22 protein-coding genes are annotated in these 23,941 nt (G+C 46.4%); 7 read left to right on the top strand and 15 right to left on the bottom strand.

Annotated elements, in window-relative coordinates; translation table 11 throughout:
- The first annotated feature begins 241 nt into the window (after positions 1-241).
- Positions 242-859, top strand: coding sequence for an HAD family hydrolase (locus ACU37H_RS11390; RefSeq protein ID WP_472701383.1), 618 nt, complete (start codon positions 242-244; stop codon positions 857-859).
- Between the two features lie 24 nt (positions 860-883).
- Positions 884-1,609, top strand: coding sequence for a TerC family protein (locus ACU37H_RS11385; RefSeq protein WP_472701384.1), 726 nt, complete (start codon positions 884-886; stop codon positions 1,607-1,609).
- On the opposite strand, the gene ACU37H_RS11380 is transcribed toward ACU37H_RS11385, so the two are convergent.
- The 13 genes from ACU37H_RS11380 to ACU37H_RS11320 all read right to left on the bottom strand — a co-directional run bounded on the left by ACU37H_RS11380 (position 1,606) and on the right by ACU37H_RS11320 (position 17,126).
- On the bottom strand, positions 1,606-1,890 hold the full coding sequence (locus tag ACU37H_RS11380) for a hypothetical protein (RefSeq protein ID WP_472701385.1): 285 nt from the start codon (positions 1,888-1,890) through the stop codon (positions 1,606-1,608). The genes ACU37H_RS11385 and ACU37H_RS11380 overlap by 4 nt on opposite strands.
- A 107-nt stretch (positions 1,891-1,997) precedes the next feature.
- Positions 1,998-2,483 carry a cytochrome C oxidase subunit IV family protein gene (locus ACU37H_RS11375; protein WP_472701386.1) on the bottom strand — a complete coding sequence of 162 codons (486 nt, stop codon included), beginning with the start codon at positions 2,481-2,483 and terminating at the stop codon, positions 1,998-2,000.
- Positions 2,484-2,561: 78 nt separating this feature from the next.
- On the bottom strand, positions 2,562-3,443 hold the full coding sequence (locus ACU37H_RS11370; RefSeq protein ID WP_472701387.1) for a cytochrome c oxidase subunit 3: 882 nt from the start codon (positions 3,441-3,443) through the stop codon (positions 2,562-2,564).
- A 15-nt stretch (positions 3,444-3,458) separates the two neighbouring features.
- Positions 3,459-4,028, bottom strand: coding sequence for a cytochrome c oxidase subunit 3 (locus tag ACU37H_RS11365; RefSeq protein ID WP_472701388.1), 570 nt, complete (start codon positions 4,026-4,028; stop codon positions 3,459-3,461).
- Between the two features lie 236 nt (positions 4,029-4,264).
- Positions 4,265-5,170 carry a heme o synthase gene (gene cyoE, locus ACU37H_RS11360; protein ID WP_472701389.1) on the bottom strand — a complete coding sequence of 302 codons (906 nt, stop codon included), beginning with the start codon at positions 5,168-5,170 and terminating at the stop codon, positions 4,265-4,267.
- Between the two features lie 71 nt (positions 5,171-5,241).
- Positions 5,242-7,056 (bottom strand): cytochrome c oxidase subunit I, encoded by a 1,815-nt coding sequence (locus tag ACU37H_RS11355; RefSeq protein ID WP_472701390.1) that lies wholly within the window; start codon positions 7,054-7,056, stop codon positions 5,242-5,244.
- 40 nt (positions 7,057-7,096) lie between these two features.
- Positions 7,097-8,185 carry a cytochrome c oxidase subunit II gene (locus ACU37H_RS11350; protein ID WP_472701391.1) on the bottom strand — a complete coding sequence of 363 codons (1,089 nt, stop codon included), beginning with the start codon at positions 8,183-8,185 and terminating at the stop codon, positions 7,097-7,099.
- Between the two features lie 129 nt (positions 8,186-8,314).
- Complete coding sequence (locus tag ACU37H_RS11345) at positions 8,315-9,574, bottom strand: quinol:cytochrome C oxidoreductase (protein WP_472701392.1); 1,260 nt, start codon at positions 9,572-9,574, stop codon at positions 8,315-8,317.
- A gap of 33 nt (positions 9,575-9,607) precedes the next feature.
- Complete coding sequence (locus tag ACU37H_RS11340) at positions 9,608-10,234, bottom strand: c-type cytochrome (protein WP_472701393.1); 627 nt, start codon at positions 10,232-10,234, stop codon at positions 9,608-9,610.
- Positions 10,235-10,315: 81 nt separating this feature from the next.
- Positions 10,316-10,903, bottom strand: coding sequence for a DUF3341 domain-containing protein (locus ACU37H_RS11335; RefSeq protein WP_472701394.1), 588 nt, complete (start codon positions 10,901-10,903; stop codon positions 10,316-10,318).
- 134 nt (positions 10,904-11,037) lie between these two features.
- Positions 11,038-12,486 carry an NrfD/PsrC family molybdoenzyme membrane anchor subunit gene (nrfD, locus tag ACU37H_RS11330; protein WP_472701395.1) on the bottom strand — a complete coding sequence of 483 codons (1,449 nt, stop codon included), beginning with the start codon at positions 12,484-12,486 and terminating at the stop codon, positions 11,038-11,040.
- A gap of 86 nt (positions 12,487-12,572) precedes the next feature.
- Positions 12,573-15,734: a TAT-variant-translocated molybdopterin oxidoreductase gene (locus tag ACU37H_RS11325; protein ID WP_472701396.1), complete on the bottom strand. Its 3,162-nt coding sequence runs from the start codon at positions 15,732-15,734 to the stop codon at positions 12,573-12,575.
- A gap of 105 nt (positions 15,735-15,839) precedes the next feature.
- Positions 15,840-17,126 carry a c-type cytochrome gene (locus tag ACU37H_RS11320; RefSeq protein WP_472701397.1) on the bottom strand — a complete coding sequence of 429 codons (1,287 nt, stop codon included), beginning with the start codon at positions 17,124-17,126 and terminating at the stop codon, positions 15,840-15,842.
- A gap of 418 nt (positions 17,127-17,544) precedes the next feature.
- Between ACU37H_RS11320 and ACU37H_RS11315 the strand changes: the two genes are divergently transcribed.
- The 3 genes from ACU37H_RS11315 to ACU37H_RS11305 all read left to right on the top strand — a co-directional run bounded on the left by ACU37H_RS11315 (position 17,545) and on the right by ACU37H_RS11305 (position 19,424).
- Positions 17,545-17,877 carry a DUF6787 family protein gene (locus tag ACU37H_RS11315; RefSeq protein ID WP_472701398.1) on the top strand — a complete coding sequence of 111 codons (333 nt, stop codon included), beginning with the start codon at positions 17,545-17,547 and terminating at the stop codon, positions 17,875-17,877.
- A gap of 100 nt (positions 17,878-17,977) precedes the next feature.
- The gene (gene purN / locus ACU37H_RS11310; protein WP_472701399.1) at positions 17,978-18,550 is read left to right on the top strand and encodes a phosphoribosylglycinamide formyltransferase; all 573 of its coding nucleotides are present in this window, start codon (positions 17,978-17,980) and stop codon (positions 18,548-18,550) included.
- A 118-nt stretch (positions 18,551-18,668) separates the two neighbouring features.
- Complete coding sequence (locus ACU37H_RS11305; RefSeq protein ID WP_472701400.1) at positions 18,669-19,424, top strand: carboxypeptidase-like regulatory domain-containing protein; 756 nt, start codon at positions 18,669-18,671, stop codon at positions 19,422-19,424.
- Between the two features lie 43 nt (positions 19,425-19,467).
- Here ACU37H_RS11305 and ACU37H_RS11300 read toward each other — a convergent pair whose 3' ends face one another.
- Together ACU37H_RS11300 and ACU37H_RS11295 are read right to left on the bottom strand one after the other, a co-directional pair.
- Positions 19,468-20,598 (bottom strand): histidine decarboxylase, encoded by a 1,131-nt coding sequence (locus ACU37H_RS11300; RefSeq protein ID WP_472701401.1) that lies wholly within the window; start codon positions 20,596-20,598, stop codon positions 19,468-19,470.
- Between the two features lie 277 nt (positions 20,599-20,875).
- Positions 20,876-21,745: a pirin family protein gene (locus ACU37H_RS11295; RefSeq protein WP_472701402.1), complete on the bottom strand. Its 870-nt coding sequence runs from the start codon at positions 21,743-21,745 to the stop codon at positions 20,876-20,878.
- 448 nt (positions 21,746-22,193) lie between these two features.
- On the opposite strand from ACU37H_RS11295, the gene ACU37H_RS11290 reads away from it, so the two are divergent.
- Together ACU37H_RS11290 and ACU37H_RS11285 are read left to right on the top strand one after the other, a co-directional pair.
- On the top strand, positions 22,194-22,700 hold the full coding sequence (locus ACU37H_RS11290; protein ID WP_494407544.1) for an RNA polymerase sigma factor: 507 nt from the start codon (positions 22,194-22,196) through the stop codon (positions 22,698-22,700).
- Positions 22,701-22,756: 56 nt separating this feature from the next.
- Positions 22,757-23,914 carry a FecR family protein gene (locus tag ACU37H_RS11285; RefSeq protein WP_494407543.1) on the top strand — a complete coding sequence of 386 codons (1,158 nt, stop codon included), beginning with the start codon at positions 22,757-22,759 and terminating at the stop codon, positions 23,912-23,914.
- The last annotated feature ends 27 nt before the right edge of the window (positions 23,915-23,941 follow it).

Here is a 23,941-nt window from a genome sequence, read left to right as displayed (position 1 = left end):
AAAATAGGCTTGTCCGGACAAATATATTAACGCAACATTTAAAATCCTAAAAATTTGTTATAAAAATGCAAAATCGATTTTTTATACCCGAAAAATATCACATATAAAATTCATGCATATACACTTAACTAAACCTTTTCGCTTGTTATTTAGGTACTCGCTGATAAAATTTATCAATGTTATTTTTTTGTTAAGCATTAGGTTGTTAGCCCAATCGATTAAGGCTTTATCTTCGTTATCTATGATAAAAAATATTCTCTTTGACTTTGGCGGAGTGCTTTATGACCTGGACTTTACTAAGACATTTGCAGCGTTTGAAGCGCTAGGCTTCGACAACTTTGAAGACCAGTTTTCCCAGTATACCGCGGACCCGCTCTTCCAGCACCTGGAAACAGGGAGGGTGACCCCGGCCGCTTTTTACAAGCGCATCCAGGAGATGGCTCCGCAACCGGTGAACGAGAAGCAGATCAAAGACGCCTGGAATGCCTTGCTGCTGGGGTTCCGGAAGCCGAGCTTGAACCTCCTGGTGGAGTTAAAAAAGAATTTCAACCTGTTCCTCCTTAGCAACACCAATCAAATACATTATGAACATTTTACAGCACAGCTCATGGAAACTACGGATTATCAGGAGCTGGACGATTTTTTTACTAAAGCGTATTACTCTCATCAGATCGGCGTGAGAAAGCCCCAGGTAGAAGCATTCGAGTATATCATCAAAGACGCGGGAATTAGTGCGGAAGAAACTTTGTTTATCGATGACACCTATACGAATTTTCCCAACGCTGAAAAACTTGGCATGAAAATCCATTTATTAAAAAAAGAGGAATTGATTGAAAACTTAGACTTTATGAGCCTCTAACCTTTGATTTAAAAAAACGATTACATGGCAGAATCTATTATCCCGCTGTTGACGCTGATTGCGCTGGAAGTTGTATTAGGTATTGACAATATCATTTTTATTTCGATCCTGGCTGATAAGCTGCCGGAAAACCAACGTAATAAACTGCGGATCTGGGGTATTGGGTTGGCGATGGTGATGCGGCTGATATTGCTGGCCATTATTTCCTGGATCCTGAAGCTGGACCAGGAGTTATTCAACCTGTTCGGCATGTCTTTCACGGGCAAGGAGTTGATCCTCATTGTAGGCGGCCTCTTTTTATTGTACAAAAGTACCAAGGAGATTTACCACAAAACAGAGGCTCCTAATCCTAATAAACCTACAAACATCAAGACGAGCAGTTTCCGGAAACTATTATCGGAGATCATTGTGCTGGACCTGGTGTTTTCTATCGATTCGATCATCACCGCAGTTGGGATGGTGCAGGAGTTGTGGATCATGTATACCGCAGTGGTCGTGACGGTGATCATCATGCTGCTGGCCTCCAAGCCAATCAGCAGCTTCATCAGCCGGCATCCTTCTTTCAAAGTACTGGCGCTTTGTTTCCTCATGTTAATTGGTGTGGCATTGCTGGCTGAAGGGTTTGAAGTAAAAATTCCGAAAGGTTATATCTACTTTGCCATGGGATTCTCTTTCCTGGTAGACCTGATACAAATGAAAACAACCGGGAAGCAGGAACCACCGGCGGCGCCCCCGACTCCGGTAGTCTAAAAGGCTATTATTACTGAAACAACTATCGCTGCAGTCAGAAAGCCTGCGGCGATAAGACGGATATTTACCCTGCGCCTGATAAGCATCTGGTATAACGTGTATAGCAGCACAACGACCGTTGTCACCATCGAGGGAATGGTGACGAGCTCGACAATTGCCCCGCCTAATACGCCGATATCGATCTGATAATGGAAGCATACCGCCATAAAGGCGACATAAAGAAAGCAAAAGACAGCGGCAGCTAAAGCCAGCTTTTCGGTACTATTAGACGGTTGGTTCATGCCATCGAAAATAACGACACGTTACATTCCTTCTTTTGACATATATCAAAAAGTAACGGCCCGGGTGATCACCCGGGCCGTTGGAATATTATTCTTGCAGAAAATGACTAGTGCCCCTCTCCTTTTGCTGGATCTGTTGCAGCGGGAGCTGCATGAGGTGCAGGCGTCGTTGTTTCCTGGAAATGTTTGTCGTATCTGTTACGTAGATTTTTATAAGACTGTCCATCCGCCAGGAAGGCGATGATGAACCAGATGAATAAAGACAGCGGAACTACGATCGTCATAATGAAGTTGCGTATCTCATCGCCCAGGTGCATGAACACGGACACGATGTAATAGGCTTTCGCCAGGGTCAGGATACACACGATTCCCTTCAGTAACAATATAAAGAAATATGGGGGCTCTCCTTTGTGTAAAAAGTAAATTAAAAACCCGATCGCCAACTCGATGATCGTGATGACAGATAAAAGAATAGTGGTCTTCTTCACCTTCTTTTTGAATGTTGCATCGTCAGAATGATGGTGATGTACACTTACCTCCGGATACGCGGCTGATGGAGAAATATCTTTTGTAGGATCGTAATGACTACTCATATTATAAGCTAAATATTAAATACTAAATTCTGTTTTTTGCCTTTGGCAATTCTTTCAGCTCCATGAAGAGCCTGTTGGTTATATCAGATAGAAACACAGGAATACAAATACCCAAACGAGATCAACAAAGTGCCAGTAGAGACCTGCTTTTTCGATCATCAGGTAGTGTCCTTTGTTTTCAAATACATTGGCCCTTGTCATCAGTAGCATCACGATATTGATCACTACCCCGCTGAATACGTGGAAACCGTGGAAACCGGTGATCCCGTAGAAGAAGCCTCCGAAAGCCACGGGCCCTTTCTCCCGAACATGAATTTCCGCACCGTTCAGCAATTGCACTAATTGATCTTTAGGCATTTTCAGCAGCTCTGCATGAGAGGCCGTAGATAAATGGTGTTCGCTTACCAATGTCGCCAGCGTGTTGACAGAAGAATTTTGAAAGGCAGCTGCTACTTCAGGTCCGTGAACAAGTTGACCCCATGGATTATGCTTAGTGGTTTGAGCCAGCAGTTCGATCTTTCCGTCTACCAATGTAGCATGGGTCGAAGTCAGCAGGTGATGCCACTCTAATGCCTGACAGCTCAGGAATGCAATACCACCCACAATGGTCCATAACAACCATTTCTGCACTTCAGCTTTGTTCCTGTTATGACCTGCATGCACCGCCAGTACCATTGTTACGGAGCTGATGATCAGGATAAAGGTCATGATACTAACGAACACCAATGGCAGGTTGGCGTGTCCCGCACCTGGTAAGGCGTTGAACACCACGTTAGGATCGGGCCAGAAGTTCTGGCTGAACCTGATGGTGCCGTAAGAAATAAGGAACGCGCCAAAAGTGAAAGCATCGCTCATTAAAAAATACCACATCATCACTTTTCCGTACTCTATATTAAACGGACTTTTACCGCCGCTCCACCATTTAGTACGATGTGTGTTTACTGTTGCTTCGTGTGCCATTCCTTTGAAAAAATTTTATCCGACAATTATAAAAAATATTAATAAATACAACCACAAAAGGTCTACAAAATGCCAGTACATGCCCATCACTTCGACCGGTACTGCACTGTAAAGCTTCACCTTTCCGGCCAAAGATCTGATCACCATTACCGTCAGGGCTACTATACCACCAATCACGTGTAAGGCGTGCAGGCCCGCAATTGCGTAAAAGAACTGACCTGCTCCGGAAGAACCTTTGAACCTGATATTCTGATCCCACAACTCTCCGAAACCAAATATCTGACATATCACAAAGGCCAGGCCTAAAACAAAGGTTACGCCCATTAAGGCCCTGTAACGATTCATTTCCCGACCCTTAAAAGCTTTGATCGCCATTTGCATGGTCAAGCTGCTTACCAAGATGATCCCGGTTGACACCCAGAAGATCTGAGGCAACACGATTGTTCTCCAGCCCGTCAGATTACTTTTTACGATAAAAGCACTGGTCAGCCCCGCAAACATCATCACCATGCTGGCAATGGCCACCCACAAAGTAAACTTGTGTGGGTGTAATCTTTTATGTTGTTCGTTACTCACTATGTCCATCTTATTTTTATTTAGTCATCTGTTTGCTACTATCAGCGGTCTTGCCACGCTCGCTTGTACCACAGAATATACGTCATCCTATTTATCCGATAGCTATCGGGTCTTCACCAGTTGTCTGAACCATGGTTTATAGGATTGAAAGATTAATAGAATTAATAATGTTCAATGAACCCTACTCACTACTTGCTATTTTCTTTTCAACCTGTCAACCGTCATCTTTCATCTGTCAACTTCAACTACGCCTTTGCCAGCAATAAAGCGAGCAAAATAACCGGTAAGTACATGTAGCTGCCAAACATCACATTTCTCGCACTCTTTACATCCATCTTACTGTATAGCGTAGCACAACGCCAGATCATAAAAATATTTGCCAATATTACAAGGCTAAGTGCTACGATTCCTTTCCCTCCTACTATTGAACTGATGCCTGTAAAAAACGGCGCTACCGTTATCGGAACCAGCAACAGCGAATAGACCAGCGTTTGCAATGCAGTAAACTTAGTTGGCCCCTGGTCGCTTGGCAGTAACTTGAATCCGGCTTCACTGTAATCTTTATGTGCTACCCAGGCTATCGCCCAAAAATGGGGGAATTGCCATAAAAATTGTATGCCGAACATCACAGCACCGCCGAGCCAATCGATCTGCTGACCCGGTACAAACCCTGCAACCCATCCGATCAGGCAAGGCAGCGCTCCGGGTACCGCTCCCACCAACACAGCTATCGAATTGACCTTTTTTAAAGGTGTATATACAAAGGCGTATAAGAACAAGCTGAATGCCGCTAAAAATGCAGCCGTCCAGTTGAAATAGTAGCCTAAGATGAATACACCTATCGCTCCCGTCAGCACTGCAAAACCCCATCCCTGCTCGGCCGTGATCCGTCCGCTGGCGATCGGCCTTTTAGCCGTACGCTTCATGAGCGCGTCTGTGTCTTTTTCCACCACCATATTGATGGTATTGGCACTTCCTGTGACCAACATCCCACCTGCAAAGAGCAAAACAATCCGCCACCAATCGATCAACACTTCGGGCACCAGCAGATAACTGATTATACTGCTGAACACCACCATTATACTTAAAGAGGGCTTTGTAAGTTGAATATAATCTTTTAAGCCGGCTCTTTCCTGTTTCAAATTGTTCATGGTTCATTGTTCATGGTAAATAGGCTAAAGTCCATCGACCATTGGCCATTGACCATCGACTGTTCTACTCTCTAATGCGCGCTTTCTTTCTCTCCTATAGGTTCAGTCTGAGGAATAAAATCCCTGCCGTCTTTACCATAGTCGTAAGCCCAGCGGTGCACTTCAGGAATTTCTCCTTCCCAGTTACCGTGACCCGGATGAATCGGAGTGGTCCACTCTAATGTATTCGCACCCCACGGGTTCATGGATCTTACCCTTCTGCCTTTATAGATCGAATAAATGTAGTTGAACACGAACATTAACTGTACGGCAAACACCAGTACGGTTACCACCGTGATCATCGCATCTAAGCCATGGAATTGGCTGAAGCTTACCCAGCTACTCTTATCCAGATACCTCCGCGGCATACCGGCAAAACCCTGGTAGTGCATCGGCCAGAAGATCAGATAGGCTCCGATCAACGTTACCCAGAAGTGAATATATCCCAGGGTATTATTCATGTATCGTCCATACATCTTAGGGAACCAGTGATAGATACCGCAGAACATTCCGAAGAAGGCCGATACCCCCATCACAATGTGGAAGTGAGCGATCACGAACATAGTATCATGCAGGTGAATATCAATCGTAGAGTTTCCTAAGAAGATACCGGTCAGACCACCGGAAATGAATAAGCTCACAAAACCGATCGCAAATAACATGGCCGGAGTGAAGCGGATGTTTCCGCGCCACAGGGTCGTCAACCAGTTAAACACCTTGATGGCAGATGGTACCGCGATCAAGAGCGTCAGGAGTACGAACACCGATCCGAGGAACGGATTCAATCCCGTGACGAACATGTGGTGCGCCCATACCAGGAAGGCCAGGATACAGATGGCAAACATGGAGAATACCATCGCCATATATCCAAAGATGGGCTTTCTTGCATTCACGGACATCACCTCTGATACCAGACCCATCGTCGGCAGGATGATGATATACACCTCGGGGTGACCCAGGAACCAGAATAAGTGCTGGAACAGGATCGCGCTACCGCCTTCATTGGACAAAGCTTGTCCGGCAATATAAATATCACTCAGGTAGAAGCTGGTACCCAGGTGGCGATCGAATAATAATAATACCACACCGGATAATAATACCGGGAATGAAAGTACCCCTAATATAGCGGTGAACAACAGGGCCCAGATGGTCAGCGGCACCCGCGTCATGCTCATACCTTTGGTACGCATATTTAAAATGGTCGAGATATAGTTCAAACCACCCAATAATTGCGACACGATAAATAATGCCATGGCAATGATCCAGTAGTCCATACCTGCTTTGGATCCTTCAGAAGCCTGACCTAAGGCGCTCAGTGGAGGATAGATGGTCCATCCGCCGGATGCCGGTCCTGTCTGGATAAACAGAGAAGCGATCATTACTACGCTACCTCCGAAGAAAAACCAGTAAGAAAGCATGTTCATCATGGGAGAAGCCATATCTCTCGCACCCACCTGAAGTGGAATCAACAGGTTGGCAAAGGTTCCGCTCAATCCCGCCGTCAATACGAAGAATACCAGTACGGTACCGTGCATCGTAGTCAACGCATAATAAAATTCCGGTCTGATCCTTCCGCCTTCTGCCCATCTTCCGAAGAATGTTTCAAGGATGGGGAAAGTTTCATCCGGAAAACCCAGTTGAAGCCTGAACAACACCGAAAACAAACCACCAATAATCGCCCAAACAATACCTGTGATGAGGAACTGCTTTGCGATCATCTTGTGATCCATGCTAAAGATATACTTTGAAATAAACGTCTCTTTGTGATGCGCATGCACATGATGATGATCATCTGCATGATGGCCATGGCTTGTTGTTTCCTGATGGGTATGTAAAGTATCGCTCATAAAAAATGTCCTCTTTATATATAGCTAAAGGTATATTAAATTATTTTTTTGTCGTAGAGTCAGGTTGGCCGGCAGCGGCTGCAGTGCTGTCTGTAGCTTTGCCCCCGGTTGAGTCGGCTGCAGCTCCGGCAGGTGCACTTTCTTTTTCTACCACAGCCGTCTGATACTTAGCTTTCTGTGTCGCCATCCACTGATCATATTCTTCTTGTGTTTCCACGATGATCTCTCCTCTCATCCCGGTATGACCCGCTCCGCACATCTGGTCGCAGGCAATCTCGTATACGAAGTTTTCCATGCCGGTTTCCTTGATCATCTCTTTGGTCGTCTTGATAGGAGTGAACCACAAGGTAGTAGGAGTACCCGGTACTGCATCCATTTTCAAACGGAAATGAGGAAGACCCACGCTGTGAATAACATCCTTGGCGCCGATAATTAATTTTACCGGCTTATTTACCACCAGGTGCAACGGACCGCCCGAAACAATATCATCGTGCGTGGCTGCATCATCCCAGATCAGACCCAATGAGTTGTCGTTGACTTCATCAATGAATTTATAGTTCTTTTTTCCTAACACACCGTCTTTACCCGGATAGCGGAATTCCCATTTAAACTGGCTTCCTGTTACCTCCACAGTGGCGGCGTTTTCAGGAGCCGCGCCGGTGATCTGGTACCAGTATACCAATCCGAAAGTGATCAAAACGGTCAGTACGATTGCAGGCACTACAGTCCAGATCATCTCCAGCTTGTTATTGTGGGGAAAGTAGTACGCTTTTTTATCTTCTCTTTCCTGGTATTTGAAAGAATACCAGAATAATAATACCTGTGTGATCACAAATACAATACCTGTAGCAATCAGGGTGTATTTGATCATTTTGTCTACCTTGATACCATGATCAGACGCGGAGGTGCCAAACCCTAAGGTTTTATCAGCAAGCGTGTGGTGCGCCCAATACACACCAAAAAGACCAACAATAAGGAACAACAGCAACAGGAATGCATTGATCCTGTTTGATTGCTTTCTTGTTCTTTCCTCTCCTTGTATTATTGATACAAATTCAGTAGCCCTTGCAATCTGAAAGGTGATAATGAATCCCAATAATAAAATCGCTATTAATAAAAAAGTATGCATACGATGTATTGTTCTGTTATTGTTTTCTTTCTAAATGTTTTGTCGATTGTCTCGGGTCACCGGATCCAGCTTGCTCCTTGCCGGTAAACATGAATCCAATGTGCTAACCCCTTTTCAACTGATTCACTATTAAGTGTGGTGAATAACGCTCTCTTTTGCAAACGGGTGATTCTGCACGGTCAGCGGGTATCTGCTTAAAGTGCGGCCCACCAACATCATGATCAATCCAACGAAGAACAGCGCTATGCCCATGTCGAAAGCAATCGACGGCACTTTTTCCGGCGATACAGCCGGGAACACCATTTGATAAAAATCTAACCAATGGCCAAACAGGATCAGGATCGCTACAAATGTCACAATAGTATAATTACGTTTGGAATCGCGGCTCATAAAGATCAGGATCGGTGCTACGAAGTTGATGATCAGCATGAACCAGAAGATACCGGCGTACGGACTTTGTACGACGCTGTTACCAATCCTGTTCACAAAATAAATAGTTTCTTCAGGCTGGTTACTATACCAGATCAGCATGAACTGGGAGAACCACAGGTACGTCCAGAATATAGAGAACGCGAACATGAATTTACCTAAGTCGTGCAGGTGCTCTTTGTTTACCGCAGGCAGCAGCCCGTTGTTTTTAAGAAACACAACGTATAAGCTGATCAATGCAATACCCGCCACAAATGTGCTTGCGAAGGTATACCAGCTATACATGGTGCTGAACCAGTGTGCATCGATACTCATCAACCACAACCAGGGCAGGGAAGACATGATGGTCAAGGCAAATACCACGATGTACAGAGCTGCCATCACCGTGTTGTCCCAGATAAATTTCTTGCGGGCTTCAACCGTCACCGGAGGATTCGTATCCAGGCTGCGGGAGCGCTGACGCATCTTCCAACCCAGGAAAGACCAGAAGATCACAGTACCCAGGGTAACTGCAGTGTAAAACCCTTTATTCAGAAATCCTTTTTTAAAGTTCAGAATTTTGTCGTGTGCTACATGCTCTGTATCGGTCCAGTGATAGATTACGTGGTTTCCGCCGAAAACGATGGAGAGTAAGATCACGGCCGCGATAACACCAATTACCGGTACTGCTGAAGAGACAGCTTCCGTAACCCTCGAAAAGCCAATCTGCCATCCGCCCCATGCCAGTGTGGTAGCGCACATAAAGAAAATGGCTGCGTTTACTACCAACAGGAAGTAAACACTGTTTTGTAACAGGCTTGCCCAAAAGCGCGCATGGTTTCTGTGCAGCTCCTCTTCATTTGCTGCTGCACCATGTGTCGATATATACAGTGCAATAGCCGCAATCAACCCAACTGCCATCAACGCATATGCAATTGTGTTATACTTTTTTGTAGGTACAAATTTTTCTACTGTTGACATTCCTGATCTTTATTAAATAAGTTCAAATAAATTTTAGTTCTGCGCTGTTGCTGCGCTATCTGCTGCAGGCGCTGCCGCCGCAGTTCCTCCTTTCGCTTGCTTAGACTTAATATAGCTGATCACCTCCCAACGTTGCTTCGGTGTAAGCTGAGAAGCGTAGCTACCCATTTGTCCTTTACCGTAGGTCACCGAGAAAAACATCTTACCTTCTGGCATAGCGATCATTTCTGCATCCATAAAGTTCTTGGGCGCTGCGGTGTAAGGTCCGTCGCCGCCTTTAAATAAAGGTCCGTTACCATCCAGCTTGTCGCCGTGACAGATGGCGCAATTCACCAGGTATAATCTTTCCGCCTCTTTCAGATTTACCGCCGCTCCGCTGTCCAGAGGATTTTTCAGACTCTCTGACATAGCATATCCTGTAGAATCGTGTTTCAGGTCGAAATGAAAAGCCAGGTCATCTTCTCGTGAAACAGTACCTGCAACCGGAAGCCGGTTGTAATGTATATCTGAATCTTTAAGCGCTGCCGTAGAAGCATATGTTTCATACGCCCTGCTGTAATACATGTCTGGCATATAAGCGATACCAGGATCTTCACCCGCGCCACAACCCGCAATCACCGCGCTGAGAAACACAACTGCTATGTATAATTTTTTATTCATATTGATTTCGATGCTTGATACTCGATTCTTAATTCTTTGTTTATTGCTTTTCTTGATGCGTTGGCCGATGTTGATGACCAGTTATACCTGTGGTACTTTTTTACCAAATCGTACAGTTTCCCTGTCATAGCGACCAATCCACCAATCTGCTTCACGGTGTTGAATTTCCACACCTTGTGCGCCCACACTTTCCAGGAACGCCAGCGCCTCTGCTTCATTGGTTTTGTCTGTACACTCGATCGCCATGGTAAACGTATCGTCCGTGCTGCGCAGGTTGAAATGATCTTTCTTTACAAATGGCGCCAGCTGACATAACCAGCAAAACGTAAGCACCATCCCTACCGCTGCGAATAATACCGTCAACTCAAACATGATAGGAATCCACGCAGGTAAAGAAAAATAAGGTTTACCACCGATATTCATCGGCCAGTCGTAGGCCAGCATCCAGGTGATAAATCCGATGGCGGTTGACGTACCGGTAATACCATAGATGAAGCCGGCGATATGAAGGTCCGTGTCTTTCAACCCCATCACCTTATCCAAACCGTGGATAGGGAACGGAGTATACACATCGTGTATTTTATAGCCTGCGCGACGCACTTTCGTTACAGCAGGGAACAACACCGCTTCATCGTAAAAATTACCTACAACAAATTTTTTGACGTTCATATTTATTTTGTTACTGGTTTCCCGGTTCAGTTCGCCGGTTTCTGATAACCATTGCGATCTTCAACGTTTCAACCACCTTTCAACTATTTTCAATTTCTAACTTCAGTCAACCGTCATCTTTCAACTGTCAACGCTTAATGATGATGGCTTTGCTCATGTTCAAATGCCGTATAATCCTGCATTTCCACCTGATCCATATTGGCTTTAAAGCTATCTCCATTCTTTTTAAGAATATGCTTGATCTCTGCAATCGCGATCACAGGGAAGAATTTGGAGAACAGGAAGTAGCAGGTAAAGAACAAGCCAAAAGTTCCCATGTAAAATCCGATTTCCCAGATGGTCGGCGTGTAGTAAGTACTCCAGGAGCTAGGGAGGTAATCCCGATAGATGGAGGTTACGATGATCACGAAACGCTCGAACCACATACCGATATTTACCAGGATACTCATGAAGAATGTCACCAGGATATTCCTTCTCATATTGCGGAACCAGAAGATCTGCGGGGATAATACGTTACAACCCATCATCAGCCAGTAGCTCCATCCATAAGGACTGTTCAGGTTCAAACGGTTTTCCTTGAACGCGAACCACTCATAAGGAGAGGCACTGTACCAGGACATGAACAACTCGGTCAGGTAAGCAATACCTACGATAGAACCGGTCAATACAATTACCTTGTTCATCACGTCGATATGCTCCATAGTAATATATTCTTCCAGCGCCAGCACTTTCCTCGTGATCAACAACAGGGTTTGTACCATTGCAAATCCGCTGAATACCGCACCCGCTACGAAGTAGGGAGGGAAGATGGTCGTGTGCCAACCAGGAATTACTGATGTCGCAAAGTCAAACGATACGATCGTGTGAACCGAAAGTACCAGTGGCGTAGAAAGGCCCGCTAATACCAGTGACAATGCCTCGTGCCTTTGCCAGTGTTTAGTGCTTCCTGTCCATCCAAACGATGCGAGACCGTAGAAAAATTTGCTCCATTTCAATTTAGCTCTGTCGCGAAGTGTTGCCAGGTCAGGCAAAAGACCTGAATACCAGAACAACAACGATACGGTAAAATAAGTAGAGATCGCGAATACGTCCCAAAGCAGGGGAGAGTTGAAGTTCACCCACAGCGGACCACGTGTGTTGGGATAAGGCATTACAAAGAAAGCGTTCCACACACGACCCATGTGCCAGATCGGGAACTGGCCCGCACACATTACCGCGAAGATCGTCATCGCCTCAGCCGCACGGTTTACACCGGTACGCCATCCCTGGCGGAAGAGCAATAAGATCGCAGAGATCAGCGTTCCCGCGTGACCGATACCTACCCACCATACGAAGTTGGTAATGTCCCAACCCCATCCGATGGTTTTGTTCAGGTTCCATTGGCCGGTACCGTACACGACGTCCATGTAGATGGACACCACGCCAAAGCCCAACAAGCCGAGCGATATTATAAACCCGATCCACCATAATTTGCTGGGCTTAGCCTCCACGGGGCGACAAATATCTTCCGTTACATCATGGTAGGTTTTACTTCCTTCTACCAATGGCGCCCTGGCCTGCGATTCGTATCTGAGTAATGACATAATTTATTATAAATTCTAAAAGTCAAATCTGTTTATCAATATTTTTTGCCCCACTTCTCTGTTACTGTCAGCGGTCTCGTTCGCTCTTAGTGATGAGCGCCCTCGGCCGCCGGTTCGTGTTGGCCTTCAGCCGCGTGACCGGGTGCTGCATGACCGTTGGTTTCGCCGTCGTGCTCTTCCTCGCCTTTGATGATCTCATTTGTATTTCTCACCTTGGCCAGGTAGCTCACGTTTGGCAATACGTGTAATTGCTCCAGAGAGTAGAACAGGCGCTGTGTATTGTTCAGCCTGTCCTGGCTTACGCGTGTGTTGATGTCATTCACATTACCAAACACGATCGCGTCTGCGTTACAAGCCTGCATACAAGCAGTCTTCGCTTCGCCGTCGCGCAATGGCCTGTTTTGTTTTTTCGCTTCCAGTTTCGCGTGTTGTGTACGCTGAACGCAGAAAGAACATTTTTCCATCACACCTCTTGAACGCACAGTTACGTCAGGATTCAACACCATGCGTGTCAAAGGATCATTCATCTGGAATATTACCGGATCGAACTTACCTACTACTGTTTGGTCCTGGTTGTCCGGGAAGCTGTCAGCACCGGTATAATCCAACCAGTTGAAACGACGTACTTTGAACGGACAGTTATTGGCGCAATACCTGGTACCGATACAACGGTTGTAAGCCATCTGGTTGATACCTTCTGAGCTGTGGTTGGTAGCGGCTACCGGACAAACGTTTTCGCAGGGTGCGTTATCGCAATGCTGACAAAGCATCGGCTGGAATACCACGCCTTTCAGATCATCTGCATTTTCTTCATCGCTGATGAAATAGCGGTCGATACGCAGCCAGTGCATATCGTGGTAACGAAGCACCTCGCTTTTACCTACGATAGGTACGTTGTTTTCTATATGACAGGCCACCACACACGCACCGCAACCGAAGCAGGCGTTCATATCCACGTTCATTCCCCATTTCAGGCCTGGTGACTCGTGCACTCCATATAATGTCGCTTCTTTTCTGAAATCTCCTGAAGCTTTGGCAAAGTTTTCCACCAGGTGTTCTCTCCATTCTTTGATCTCGTTGGGTCTTTGCTTGAATGTAGCCAGTGTCGTTTCTCTCAATACTTCCACACGTCCTTCATAGGAGTTGTGGATCTGTGTTTGAGCGATCTTTTCTTTTCTGCCGGCATCTGTTACGGTTACATTGGGATTTTCAAAGTTTACCGTTGTGCCGTTGAATGAAGTGAAAGGAAACGCGTTTTGTCCGACACCCGCCGCCGTGCGACCGGTAAATTCTGCGCGACCATACCCCATTGGAACGGCTATTGTATTAGCGTTCATGCCCGGCATCACCAGGATCGGCAGTTCGATGCTTGCCTTTCCGCTTTGTATCTTGATTACCGGTTTGTCAGGATAATATTCGTAATCGTTGTCCAGCTCAATGCCCAGTTCTTTTGCTTTTGACACAGAGATCAGCGCGTAGTTGCCCCATGTGGCGCGGGTCACCGGATCTGGTAATTCCTGCAGCCAGGGATTGGTCGCTCCGACACCTGTACCCACACCAACGTTGCGGTAAACCACCAACTCGTCCTTTCCACCCGCCGGAGCCGTAGCTAATGCCGCTGCGGCAGCGCTGGCTGCAGCACCGGAATAAGAACCTCCTGCGGCCGCTGCGTTCTCGATAACACCCACCTGGAGCGCTTCAAGAAACGCCATTTCACCACCCAAACGCGCTGTCCAGAATTCTTTATGGTAATCGTGGTACTCCATCGGGTTGCCGCTCCATTTCAACAAAGAGTCCTGGTAAGGTCTTGTTTTGAACAGCGGGTTGATGGTTGGCTGAATAAAGCTGATGATACCGCCTTTAGGTTCTGCATCGCCCCAGCTTTCGAGGTAGTGATGCGTAGGCAGAATATATTTACACAACTGTGTCGTTTCATCCATTCTTTCGGTGAAAGAAACAGAGGTCTTTACTTTTTTCAATGCATTGGCAAAGCGCGCACCGTCAAAATAATCGTACACGGGATTCGCGCCGTGGATCAAGATGGCGGACACTTGTCCTCCTTCCATTTGTGTCAACAGATCTGCAAATTCTCTGTCGATCGCTTTGGAAGTATTGGACGGTCTTGAAAAATCGATCGTGGATCCGTAAGCGCCGATCGCACCGTTGATGGCATTTACCACCGCCTGTACGTTCGCATCGTTGCTGCCGGAAACCACTACACCACGGCTTCCCGCTGCTTTCAGGTCTGCCGCCGCCTTCGCGATACCCGCACTCAATTTTGCGTCTAAAGCAGGGGCTGTACCACCTCCGCCTACTGCGGCTAATAAAGCCAGCGCTACCGCGCCGGTTTGAGAAGGGCGGTGAGAGAAACGCTCATCCGCATTGGAACCCGTCATACTTAAATGACCTTCAAAATGATAATGCTTGCTCATTTTGGGATTCTTCTCATCGATCTTACGGCCTTTGGCATAACCGGAAGCCTGCTCGATGGGGTTCAGCCAGGTTCCGAGGAAGTCGGCGCCCAGGCTTACGATCACATCAGCATTTTCCAACCTGTAAGTAGGCAACACCCTTCCAAATCCGGAAGCTTCGTTGGCCAGCAGCATGCCGCTGTAGCTAACGGGTTCGTATTGAACCAGGCGAACTTTAGGGAATTTGGAAATGATATCTAAGGTCGAAGGAGAAGTGATCGTGTTGGAGAGGAAAACGATCTGGCCTGCACTGGCTAATTCAGCACCAATCGTTTTATCAAGAAAATCATAAGTCGTTTCTTCAAATTTATCACCTGCTTTTCTTTGCGGAAAGCGGAGGCGATGCGTGTCGTACAGATCCAGCACAGAAGCCTGAACGGCTGCTGATGTACCGCCATTGGTAAAGGTGGCTCTGTCGTTGCCCTCTATTTTGATAGGACGTCCGTCTCTCACTTTCGCCAGGATAGGCACTACCTCTCCGCCCTGTACATATGTTGTTGCATAAAATTTAGCCTCACCCGGAACAATGTTTTCGGGCTTAATGGCATAAGGAATGGCTTCGCGGACTTTGGTCTTACAGCTAGCCGCCAATGTAGCAGCGGCGGTGCTAAAGCCCAGGTATTTTAAAAAGTCCCTGCGCGGGGCTTTTGCATCCAGTAAACCCTTGCTGTCAAGATCTTCAAAAGGCAGCTCTTCGCGAAATTCATCGCTCACTTTCTTTTGAAAATTTTCTGGGTCATTTATTTCTCCGAAACCTTGCCAGTACTTCTTACTCATATTATATCTGATGTGATAATTTGATAATTGCTAATGCGAAAATTACATTTCTGCTCAACCTTACTGCTGTTCACTACCTCATTAGCATATTGACTAATTCGCTAATTAATAGTGACATTTTTGGCACTCGAGGCCACCTATATCATTTACCGTCACGCTATCCATCTTGCCTGCCTTGATATCGTTATGGAATTTCTCATAAATGCTGTAAAACTGGTTGCCGCCTGTAGAATCAACATTGAAATTCACTTTTGTTTGCCTGTGACAGTTTACGCACCATCCCATGCTCAGTTCTGCGAACTGGTGTACTTCATCCATGCCGGTGATTTCGCCATGACAGGTTTGACACTGTACATTGCCCACTCTGATATGCTGGCTGTGATTAAAGTATACGTGGTCAGGGAGGTTGTGTATTTTAACCCATTCGATTGGTTTGGCTTTGGAACCATCCCATGCGTCAGGATTAGCGGGATCAAATCCTGCGTATTCATATAATTTCTGGATCTCTTTGGTACCATCTACCACGTTGCCATGTTTGTCTTTCAGCTCTGGACCACCATATTTCTGTATGGTTTTGTGGCAGTTCATACACACGTTTACAGAAGGTATCGCGGCGGCCTTGCTTTCCCAGGCGTTGCCATGGCAATACAAACAGCTGATCTGGTTGATGCCTGCGTGTACTTTGTGGGAATAAAAGATCGGTTGTTTGGGCTCGTAGTTGATCTGCCGGTTCACGTTGATCATGCCTTTGGTCGTAAAGTAACCACCAACGATGAACAGCACGATCGCGAAAATGGCGAGATAAGTTTTATTGCGATAAACCGGTAAAGAAGGAGCGGCTTTCACGTTTTCCGCATCGCGGGCTGCCTTCTGAAGGTTAAAGTTTACATAGATCAATACCAATGCTACCAACGCCAGGATCATAGAAATAACACCATACATGATGTTGTTCTGGCTGGAAGCTCCTGCAGCGCCACCCGCTCCTGCTGCACCTTCTTTAGGCGTATCCAGTTTGCCGGAAGCTTTTGCGTCAATATAAGCCAGGATCGCATCAATCTGAGGATCAGTCAAATCGGGGAAGGTAGACATCGCCGTAGGGCTGATTTTTGATACTTCCACCGCCTTTGGATAACCTGAAGCGATCAACTTCTGGTTGTTTCTTATCCACTCATGCAGCTTACCTGCGTCTTCCCAGCGACCTTGTACGCCACCCAGCGCCGGACCGGTGCTGTTGGACTTCATGTCGGGTGCATGACAGCTCTGACATTTACCAACAAATAAGGTCTTACCCTCATTAACATTAGCATCCTGTGCAAAAACCGGCAATGCAGAAACAAAAAGCGCTATTATAAGTAAGGTTAGTTGGTTCAATAAATACTTATGATTGTTCATAAAACGCATAAAATCTAAAATGTGGATAAAAACCTCTGAACGACTGCAAAAATAAGGCGCGGCGTTAACATAACAGCAACAATTTCTAAATTTTTTAAACCCGCTACCAGACTGCATTTCAGCCGATTTTTTACGGCTTTTTTTTAATTCGAAATTTTAATTGTCATTAAAAAGTCATTCGAAATTTGACGGATTTCATGTGAATATCTCTTCGCTTCTGTCAAATTTTGGTCATTTTCTGTGTGCGGGTCACCGGCACGCTTCTTTCCATTGGCGGAACGGCCTGCCCGGTTCTGTCAGGCATTCAACCACCAATATAAACAAAAATTAATATGTTTGCCGCTCCAACCACAAGCTCTCCTCTTTTTCCTGGTTGGCGCGGTTTACTGTTAAAATCAAATTATATTGCAATCTCCGGATGTTTAAGAAATTAAGACAAAAATGGAACGTAGGGCCGCTGCAGCTGCTTTTGATCCTCTGTACCTTTGCGATTGGCGGAAGCCTGAGCGGCTACGCTGCGAAATGGGTCATGTCGCTTCTGGCTCCGGACAACAGGGCGCTGTATATTTTTTTATATATCATAATTGTCACGCTGATATGGCCTGTTATGGTGCTCCTTGTCAGTGTTTTCTTCGGGCAGTTCCGGTTCTTCCGGCGGTACCTGGCCCAATTATTCCGCAAGATCTCAGGAAAAGACCGGCATCGTTTATTGTTGATTCTGTGCCTCGCAGCGCTCCCTGCGCTCCTGTAACCAACTAATTTTATATTTTCGGCCTTTATTTACGGAAGACATACCGGCGTAATTCTTCTCCGGGAAGTTGAATCTTGACTTGATAAGCAAAAAGGAAATAGTGAAACAAAAAATCGCCATATTCGCCAGCGGCGCCGGTAGCAACGCCCAAAAGATCATTGACCATTTCAGACACAGCCCTGTAGCCGAAGTGACACTGATCGTTTGCAACAAGCCCCAGGCCGGTGTGTTAAAGATCGCGGCCGACGAGCATATTGAATCTCTGTTGATAGAGCGCGAAGCATACAAAAACGACGGATATGCTCCATTTTTGATTGAAAAAGGCATTGATTTCGTCGTTCTTGCCGGTTTTTTGTGGAAAATTCCTCAATCCCTGATCGATGCATTTCCCCGGAAAATTGTCAATATCCACCCCGCCTTGTTGCCGGCTTATGGAGGCAAAGGGATGTATGGCGGCTTCGTCCACCAGGCGGTGATCGATGCCAGGGAACAGCAAAGCGGGATCACGATTCATTACGTGGATGAACACTATGACCATGGAGATATCATCTTCCAGGCCACCTGCGACATCGAAGCCGGCGACACGCCCGAAACACTGGCTCAAAAAATACACCGGCTCGAGCATGAGCATTTTCCAAAAATCATCGAACAGGTAGTTACCGGCGGATCGTGATGGCTCGCCATTCATCGCGGCCCATCCGTTTCAACTTTATCATTGCATTTGCAATTTCTTTGCTTGCTTTGCCGTCCTTATATTGATATTGAAAAAGATCCTCTTTATATTATTTTTTATGGCCGCGTCCGTTTTTACCCGTTCGTATGGCCAGATAACGGTCAAGGGTACCGTGTTTGACAGCTCGGGCATCTATCCCGTTCAGGGCGTTTCTGTGCTGGCTTCGAACGGATCGGGTACGGCCACCGATGCTAATGGAGACTATAGCATCCGCGTGGCAGAAAGCGACTCGATCTGGTTTAGCTATTTGAATAAACCCACGCGAAAATTCCCGGTCCGCACCATCAAAACGCCTTACGCTTTCAATATTTCCTTGCAGACCTTCGTCGAACTGTTGCCGGGAGTAAAGGCGCGCGTGCCAGACTATAAACGGGATTCGATCCAAAACCGGCGCGATTATGCCAAGATCTTCGATTATGAGCGGCCAGGTCTTAAAGTAAGTTCGCTAAGCGACGGCACCGTCGGGTTTGATCTCACTTCTATTATTGAGTCTTTCCAGTTCAGGAAAAATAAGCGGATGTCGGCTTTTCAAAACCGCCTGATCAACGAAGAGCAGGAGGCTTTCGTACGGCACCGGTTCAGCAAAGCGCTGATACGGCGTATCACCGGCGCGACCAGCGACAGCACGATCAGTCAGTTTATTATTCTTTATCAACCCTCCTTCCTTTTTGCATCAACTGCGAACGATTATACGTTTCACAAGTATATCAAGGATTCTTACGACCGCTTTAAAAGCGGGCTGATGCCCAGCCCTTTGTGGCTGGAGGGCGCCACCGGCGATGATGAAGTAATCTACAGGCGACCCGGTCAATAATTATAACCAGACGCGGTGATCATTGCCTTTTATGATATCGACGTTATCCAACAGAAGATTCGGGCAATGCGATGGCGCTCACTTCCTTTTGCATATCGGCAATAAAATCTTCCAGCATGCTTCGTGTTACGCCAGGCATACAAATCACATGTGCGATATCTCCGTCCGTAGCCAGGCTCCATTTGCGGCAGATCTTTTGAGAAGGCCTCGGCAACACAACGGTAATGGCATTGTCGTTACGCCAGGTGGCTACGCCCATATCTACCAGGGCGCGGGTGAGATAGGCTGCATTTTCCAGGCTCTCCTGTGCCCGTTTCAGCAAGCCCTCTTTTCCGTATTTCTCAATGGCGTACCACAGGAAAAGAGGCGTGATGGCATTGCGCGATCCGCTGATCGTCGTGTCCATACTTCCGATATACGGCACTGACCGGCCGATCCGGTCGCGGTAATGTTTTTTTACCAGTATCACACCACAGGGAATGGGGCTTCCGATAAATTTGTGCCCGCTGATCGCAATGCTATCACAGCCGTGGCTGAAATCAAATTGCGACTCGCCCAGCAACGAAAGATAGGTGCCGGCCAATGCCGCATCGCAATGCAGGTAAGCATTCTTGATCGCGTAGCGCTTCAGGATCGCCTGGATAGCGGCAATGTCATCCTTGGCTTCTGTCATGGTAGTGCCGATATTCACCAGTATGATGGCGGGTTGATGCCGGTGGAGCTGTAAAGTTTCTTTCAGATCGTCGTAGTCCATTTCACCTTTGTTGTCGGTGCGGATAACAATGCTATGCATATTGAGCAGGCTGATATTCTTTTGAACACTGTAATGGGTAGCTTCTGAATAGTAGACCATCGCATCAGGATACAACTCCCTTGCGAGATACAAAGCATACAAATTACCTTCTGAGCCTCCATTGGTAACGTAGCCCCACCAGTTATTTTCAGGAGCACGAAACAGGTCGGCAAAAAATGATAATACCTCCTGTTCAAACTGGTGTGAGTTCATATCAGACGAGGAAGGCAGCACCGGATCGCCGATATTGTTGGCCGCGTATTGCAGAAACGGATAGAGCGCGCTGTAGTCGTAGTCAGTAGCGCAGGGATAGCCGATAAAGGTTTTGGACTTTTCGCTCAATTTATCATAGAACGCCCGGAGCTTTTGATTGTCAATCATAATCATGAGTTTTAAGTGGCGCCGCAACGAGCATCAGCGCTGTGCCACCACATAGCATACATAAATGAAATAAATAGTAAAAGGGTTAGGATAAGACGGAGATCCGGTTAGCAGTGAATCATGGCGAGGCTTTCCATCAACAACACGTAGTTGATGCGTTTATCATTAAAGATTTTATAGGGGTAATCCGGCCTCATAATCTGAAAGACAAAGGTACAGAAATAAAAAAATCGCAGCACAAATGTGCTGCGATCTAAACTTCTGCTCTCTGACGCCCTTAATGGAGCACGCCATATTTTCCGGCCTGGAACTCTTGTATCGCCTCGTAAATTTCATCTTGCGTGTTCATCACAAAAGGACCATAGCTGGCAATAGGTTCATCGATGGGTTCGCCGCTCAGAAGCAATAACACGGCATCCTTTTCGGCGGATATATCAATGGCTTCCCCTTCATTTCTAAACAAGACAAAGCTGTGTTCGGGTGCATGGGTACCGTTGACGGTTGCCTCGCCTTCTATCACCAGCAAAGCAGTATTGTGGGAGGCGGGCACTGTGGTGGACACCTGACCACCGGCTTTCAGTTTGATATCGAACAGGTTAACCGGCGTGTAGGTCGTGGCAGCACCTTTTGTGCCGTTAAAATCACCGGCGATCACATTCACTTCTCCTCCATCATGGGGCAATAACAGCTTTGTGATATTTTCTTTGGTTAAAGCCTGATAATGTGGCGCTTCAGACTTATCCTTTTTAGGAAGATTGACCCAAAGCTGTACCATTTCGAACAATCCGCCGGCTGCAGCAAACTTTTCCTCGTGGTATTCCTTATGCAGTACACCTGCGCCTGCGGTCATCCATTGCACGTCGCCTGAATGGATCACGCCGCTGTTGCCAGCACTGTCGTGGTGCGCGACGCTTCCTTTGTAAGCGATGGTCACGGTCTCAAATCCCTTGTGCGGATGCACGTCGACGCCACGAGGCTTATCGGTGGGCGAAAAATTAAATGCTGCAGCAAAGTCCAGCATCAGGAAAGGGCTGAGACGATGTTGAGTGATTCCTGCTCTGGGTATATAATTAAACACCCGGAAACCGTCTCCTACCATACCGGGCTGTACCGGCTTTTTTATGACTGTTTCAATTACTTTGTTCATTTTTATTATCTCCTTTAAAAGCAAAGCTATATGAAGTTGGATCCGTTTGAAATAAACAGGGTTAAGGCAGAAAGTTAAGGTAGATTAATGGGGATTGGAGGAGTAGCAAGTAGAGAAAAGAGCGAAAAGGCTCTAGGTTGCCAGTCCTGGTCTTTCGTCTATAAGCTATGCGCCTCCGACTTTCCGTCCTCCGACCTTATATAAAAAAACAGGAGGCATTCGCACTGCCCCCTGTCCGTGTTTGGGAAAACAAAACCATCAAAACAATTATTGCTTCACCCAATGCCGCATACGCGGCGATACAAATTTAACTCAACTTATAAGATTTTGATATATTTGCGGTACTGCTTATTTTAGTATTAATAGTAAAAACCTGACTACGATCGATCATACCGATGAAGCAACGTTTCGCCTGGCCTCCGAGGGGGATAAAGTAGCGTTCAGCACCTTGTTCAAGGAATATCATTCGAAGATATATTCTTTGGGGCTTTACCTGACGCGGTCAGAGACGACAGCCGAAGATATTGTGCAGGATGTCTTCATTAAGGTGTGGCAAAACAGGAAAAAAATAGGCGACGTTCAGTTTTTTAATTCCTGGTTGCGCGTCATCACCAAAAACGTTTGTTATAATCATCTGAGAAAAATGGCCTCGGAGAAAATGGCGCTATCTAAGTTACGCCACCAGGCAGGCGAGATGACCTGGTCTACTGAAGACTTGCTGGAAGCCAAAGAAACTGCCGGCGTTTTGGAAAACGCCATTCAGCAACTTCCCCCGCAGCAACAAAAGGTGTTTCGCCTGAAAAAGCTGTATGGCAAAAAGGTTTCAGAGATAGCACAAGAGCTGGGTATATCCACCCACACCGTCAAAGAATACCTGAAGGCGGCGCAAAAGACGGTTAAAGCGCACCTGGAACTCCAGATTGAACTGGCCATTGTATTATTTTTTATTTCGTGACCCCCTCTTTTTTTTCGTTCGTGTGTCTGAAGTAATAGGGTTGTTTGCTATTTGCCATGCCAGTAACGAATATGAGTATTAAACGGTTCGAGTATCTTTTTGATTTATATCTGCACCGGAAGATCAGTCCGGCTGAAGAGCAGGAGCTGATGCATTTGCTGCTTAACAAAGAGCACGCAGACATCATACGATCGCGCATAGAGCTGCTATATGACCAGCAATTGCCGCAACAGGAGATGCCGGAACAGCGGATACATACCGTGCTGGATCGTATTCTTTATCCAAAAAGCAAGATCAGGAGACTGAAGTTTTTACGTGCTGCAGCTATTGCAGCATCGGTCGCGCTGGTTGTATCTGTGACCGCTTATGTTTTTTATCCCTTTAAAAAAAAGGACGTAGCTGTTTCAGAGACCAAAACGGAAGTTAAAGCACCTGACCAGGTCAAAGCAATAATTACATTAGGTAATGGAGAGAAGATTGCAGTGTCAGAAATCGGCACGGACCAACCGGTTCAGATAGGTAGTAGCAAGATCCGGAAGCAGCAAAACGGTCTAATTGCTTATGAAGGCGTCTCGGAGGAGGCGTTCAACACCCTGGAAAACCCGGCGGGCAGCCGCACGATCCGGGTTCAGCTAAGCGATGGGTCTACCATTTCTTTAAACAGCGGCAGCAGTCTTACTTACCCCGTAACTTTTTCCGGGAAAGAGCGAAGAGTCAGATTGACCGGAGAGGCTTATTTCGATGTAGCTCGTGACACACACCATCCATTTGTTGTGAGCAGACAAAATGTGGAGATCAAAGTATTGGGGACTTCTTTCAATGTAAAAGCATACGAAGGAAGTGAAGAGGTGGAGGTCGCCCTTTTGAAAGGAAGTGTTCGCGTATCAAACGGTAAGCCAGGCAATGCGAGAACACTTTCGCCGGGCCAGACTGCACGAATCGGTGACCGCCTGAGCATCATTGATGCCTCCAACGTTCATTCCGTGGCCTCCTGGACTCACGAAGTCTTTGACTTTGACAACGCACCGATTAAAGAAATTGTGCAAACGCTCGGCCGGTGGTACAATGTGAAAATCGAGTTTGCTAACAAAACCAATCCGGAGGAAACTTTTTCCGGCATTATCGACCGAAACAACAGCCTGAACGAAACGATCAGCATGCTGCAGTCGGGAGATGTTAATATTGAACTGGCTGATAATAAAATCATTTTTTAAAAACTATTAGTAGCAGCACCTGTAAAA

The organism is Niabella sp. ZPM-14 (assembly GCF_055693045.2).
Note: the sequence above shows the minus strand (reverse complement) of the source record. Positions and strands in the feature narration are given on the sequence as shown.